The organism is Kineococcus indalonis (assembly GCF_009906395.1).
Classification (GTDB): Bacteria; Actinomycetota; Actinomycetes; order Actinomycetales; family Kineococcaceae; genus Kineococcus; species Kineococcus indalonis.
On sequence record NZ_JAAALM010000358.1, the window covers coordinates 1 to 4,287 of the forward strand.

General features: G+C 77.7%; 4 protein-coding genes. All 4 read left to right on the top strand.

The genetic code is table 11. The features are described from left to right. Positions 1-1,335, top strand: a 1,335-nt coding sequence (locus GTR00_RS15580) for a M15 family metallopeptidase (RefSeq protein WP_166612510.1), incomplete at its 5' end; no start/stop codon positions are given. Next, positions 1,335-2,228, top strand: a complete 894-nt coding sequence (locus tag GTR00_RS15585) for a glycerophosphodiester phosphodiesterase family protein (RefSeq protein WP_166612511.1) — start codon at positions 1,335-1,337, stop codon at positions 2,226-2,228. The genes GTR00_RS15580 and GTR00_RS15585, both read left to right, overlap by 1 nt. Positions 2,229-2,247: 19 nt before the next feature. Then, entirely contained in the window at positions 2,248-3,618 is a 1,371-nt protein-coding gene (locus GTR00_RS15590) for an MFS transporter (RefSeq protein ID WP_166612512.1), read from the top strand. A 232-nt stretch (positions 3,619-3,850) separates the two neighbouring features. Next, complete coding sequence (locus GTR00_RS15595) at positions 3,851-4,198, top strand: RNA polymerase-binding protein RbpA (RefSeq protein WP_166612513.1); 348 nt, start codon at positions 3,851-3,853, stop codon at positions 4,196-4,198. Positions 4,199-4,287: the final 89 nt, after the last annotated feature.

Sequence of the window (4,287 nt, forward strand, 5' to 3'; positions counted from 1 at the left end):
CCCGTGCCGACGCACCCCGCCGGCGCCGCGCGCCGGCCGGCGGCGCTGCTGGCGTTCGCGGCCCTGGGCGCGGGCTGCCTGGGCCTGGGCGGCGCCCCGGCGGCGTCGGCCGTCACGGTCGTGCCGGTGGCCGCCGCGGCGGTGAGCACCGCACCGGCCCCCACGGCCGAGGAGCTCGAGCAGGCGCGGCGCGAGGCGCAGGCCACCCGCGCGGCCGCCGAGGCGGCGCTGCAGCAGCTGACGGGGGCGCAGTCGGCGCTGGACGCGCTGGCCGCGCAGGCCAGCGCCGCCCTGGAGCGCTACCAGACGGCCATGGAGGCCAAGGCCGCCGCCGAGGCCGAGGAGGCCGCCCAGCGCCAGCGCCTGGCGGAGGCCGAGGCGACCCTGGCCGAGGGCAAGAAGGACCTGGGCCAGTGGGCGTCGCAGGCGTACCGCGGCGGCGGGTCGCTGCAGCAGTACTCCAGCCTGGTGACCGTCCTGCAGCAGGGCCCCACGGACGAGACCGCCAGCGCCCTGGCCTCGGTCAAGCGCATCGGCGACGGGCGCAGCAGCGCCGTCAGCGCCTACGAGGAGGCGCAGCGGGTGCAGGCCGACGCCACCGCCCGCGCCCAGCAGGCCGCCGTGGAGGCGCGCACCCAGGCCGACCTGGCGGTGGCGGCCAAGCAGCAGGCCGACGCGCTCGTGGAGCAGCAGCGCACCCAGGTCGCCGAGCTGGCCGACCTGCAGGCGCGCGCCAGCGGCAGCGCCCTGAGCGCCGAGCAGCGCGCGACGAACCTGGCCACCGCCAAGCGGATCGCCGACGAGGCGGCCGCTGCGGCAGCCGCGGCGGCCGCGGCTGCCGCGGCCGCCGCCTCGTCCTCGTCGGGCTCCTCGGGCTCGACCAGCGTGTCGGGCGGGGTGACCGGTCCCGTGGGCGACTGCACGGGCGCCTCCACCGCCGGGTACGCCAACGGCATGATCCCGCGCGCGGCGCTGTGCCCGCTGTGGGGCGCCTCCCGCCACGTGCTGCGCGCGGACGCCGCCGCGGCGTTCAACCGGCTCAGCGAGGCGTTCGCCTCCGAGTTCGGCAAGCCCATCTCGGTCACCGACTCCTACCGCTCGCTGGCCGGGCAGATCGACGTCGCGGCCCGCAAGCCGGGCCTGGCCGCCCGGCCGGGCACCAGCCGGCACGGGCTGGGCATCGCCGTGGACCTCGGCGGCGGCATCCAGAACGCCACCTCCGCCGAGCACACCTGGATGGACCGCAACGCCGCCCTGTACGGGTGGATCAACCCCGCCTGGGCGCAGAACCGCAGCGGGCAGTTCGAGCCGTGGCACTGGGAGTACACCGGCTGATGCCCACCCCCCCGCCGGCTCCGCCCGGCGGCGCCCCGGTGCGGGCGGCGGTGCCGCGCCCGCCGGCGCGGCACGCCTTCTGCGAGCACCCCGGCCCGCTGGCCATCGCGCACCGCGGCTTCTCCCTCGACGGGCGCGAGAACACCCTGGCCGCCTTCGAGGCGGCCGTGCGGCTGGGCTACCGGTACCTGGAGACCGACGTGCGCGCCACGGCCGACGGGCGGCTGGTCGCCTTCCACGACGAGCAGCTGGACCGCGTCAGCGACGTGAGCGGGCGCCTGGCGGACCTGCCGTGGTCGGTGGTGCGCGCCGCGCGCGTGGGCACCGGCCCCGGCGCCGGCGAGGCGGTGCCGCTGCTGGAGGACGTGCTCGGCGCCTTCCCGCGGGCGCGCTTCAACGTCGACGTCAAGAGCGCCGCCGCGCTGGCCGGCATCGGCGAGGTGCTGCGCCGCACCGGCGCGCACGAGCGGGTGCTGCTGACCTCCTTCGGCGAGCGGCGCCGCCGCGCGGCGCTGGCGGCCGCGGGCACCGGGCCGGGCGGTGCGGCGCCGGCGACCTCGGCGAGCCTGCCGCGCACCGCCGCGGCCCTGCTGGGCGTGCGCCTGGGGGCGCCCGCCCTCGTGCGCACCGCCCTGGGCGCCGGCGCCCGCGGCGACGGGGGCGGCGCGGTGGACGCGCTGCAGGTGCCGGTGCGGCACGGCGGCCTGAGCGTCGTCTCGCAGGGCTTCGTGGACGCCGCGCACCGCGCGGGGGCGCAGGTGCACGTGTGGACCGTGGACGACCCCGCGCAGGTGCACGCCCTGCTCGACCTCGGCGTGGACGGCATCATCACCGACCGCGCCGACCTGCTGCGCGAGGCGCTGCGGGCGCGCGGGCAGTGGGTGGGGGCGTGAGGCACCGGCGGGAGCCCCGGTGAACCCGCGGGCACCGGCGGCGGACCCGCCGGCGGCCGGGGAGCGCGCGCTGCTGCGCGCCCGGCGCAGCTGGTACGTGTACGACTGGGCCAACTCCGCGTACGTCACCACCACCCAGACGGTGCTGCTGGCGCCGTACCTGACGGTGCTGGCGCGCCGGGCGGCGTGCGGGCCGGTGACCGAGGGGTGCACCCGCACCCTGTCGGTGCTGGGGGTGCAGGTGGCCCCCGGCTCGCTGGCGCTGTACACCACGACGCTGGCCACGCTGCTGGCGGCGCTGCTGCTGCCGCTGGTGGGGGCGCTGGCCGACCGGACCCGCCGGCGGCACCGCCTGCTGGGCGCCCTGGCCTGGCCCGGGGCAGCGGCCGCCACCGCGATGGTGGCCCTGGGCGGCGACCGCTGGGAGCTGGGTGTCCTGCTGACGCTGGTCGCCACGACCTCCCTGGTCTCCTCCAGCGTGGTCAACGACGCGCTGCTGTGCGACGTGGCCGCCCCGGCGGAGCGGGACGCGGTCTCCTCGCGCGGCTGGGCCGCCGGGTACCTGGCCGGCTTCCTGCTGCTGGCGCTGAACCTGGCGCTGGTCTCCTCCCCCGGCGCCCTCGGCCTGGACGAGGAGGGGGCGGTGCGCGTCTCGCTGGCCTCGGCGGGGCTGTGGTGGGGGGTGTTCACCCTGGTGCCCGTGCTGGGCCTGCGGCGCCTGCCGGCGCGCGCGGTGGCCCCGGCCGCCGGCGGGCGCGGTGCGCTGGCGCCGCTGCGGCAGCTGGTGCGCACGCTGCGGGGGTTGCGGCGCTACCCGCAGGCGCTGCGCTTCCTGCTGGCGTACCTGGTCTTCAACGACGGCATCCAGACCGTGGTGGCCGCCGCCAGCGTGTACGGGCAGGAGGAGCTCGGCTTCAGCTCCGCCCAGCTGATCACCACGGTGCTGCTGGTGCAGGGCGTCGCCTTCGGCGGGGCGCTGGCCTTCGGGCGCCTGGCCCGGCGCTTCGGCGCCCAGCGCACGGTGCTCGCCGGGCTGGGGCTGTGGATCGTGGTGGTGCTGGCGGCCTTCGCGGTGCCGCGCGGCGCGTTCGGCACGTGGCTGGCGCTGGCCGTGCTCATCGGGCTGGTGCTGGGCGGCACGCAGGCGCTGGCGCGGTCGATGTTCAGCCGCCTGGTGCCCGTGGGGGCCGAGGCGGAGTACTTCGGGCTCTACCAGGCCGGTGAGCGCGGCACGAGCTGGCTGGGGACCCTGGTCTTCGGCCTGGTGGCCCAGCTGACCGGTTCCTACCGGCCGGCGCTGGTGGCGCTGCTGGCGTTCTTCGTCGTCGGGGCGGGCCTGCTGGCGCGGGTGGACACCGCCGCCGGGGCGCGCGACGCCGGTCAGGTCTGAGCGCAGCGCCGGCCCGTGCGGGCTGCGCCGTGAGCGCTGACCCCTGTCCGGGGGACACGCGGCGCCACAGATTCATTACTGAAAGTGATGGACTCACTCCGCTGCGCACACGACCTCCACACGTTCGCCGCGACACGCGCGGAACAGGGGCCGGACCGACCGCGTTCTACCAGACGAGTCCCCTTCCCCCCGGGTCCGCGGGAGGGCAGGGAACCGTACGTGGGGAGGTCACATGAGCGAGCGCAACCTTCGAGGGTCCCGCCTCGGGGCCGCGAGCCTCGAGAGCGAGTCCGGCGTCGAACTGGCCGAGCGCCAGAAGGTCACGTACCACTGCCCCAACGGACACACCACCGTGGTGCCCATGTCGCTGGAAGCCGACGTGCCCGCGCTGTGGGAGTGCCGCTGCGGGGCGGAGGCGCTGCGCGCCGACACCGAGGCGCCGGAGAAGAAGAACGGCAAGCCCGCGCGCACGCACTGGGACATGCTCCTGGAGCGGCGCACCATCGCCGAGCTCGAGGTGCTGCTCGACGAGCGGCTGGAGCTGCTGCGCAGCCGGTCGCTCATCAAGCGCAGCGCCTGAGCGGAGCACCCGCGCCGGGCACGGCGCACGGCGCCCTGGGCCGGTCCACCCGCACGGGTGGGCCGGCCCTCGCGCGTCCCGGACCTCAG

Coding starts and splice junctions, on each gene's coding strand:
- GTR00_RS15585 (WP_166612511.1), top strand. CDS start 1,335: ATGCCCACCCCCCCGCCGGCTCCGCCCGGCGGCGCCCCGGTGCGGGCG.
- GTR00_RS15595 (WP_166612513.1), top strand. CDS start 3,851: ATGAGCGAGCGCAACCTTCGAGGGTCCCGCCTCGGGGCCGCGAGCCTC.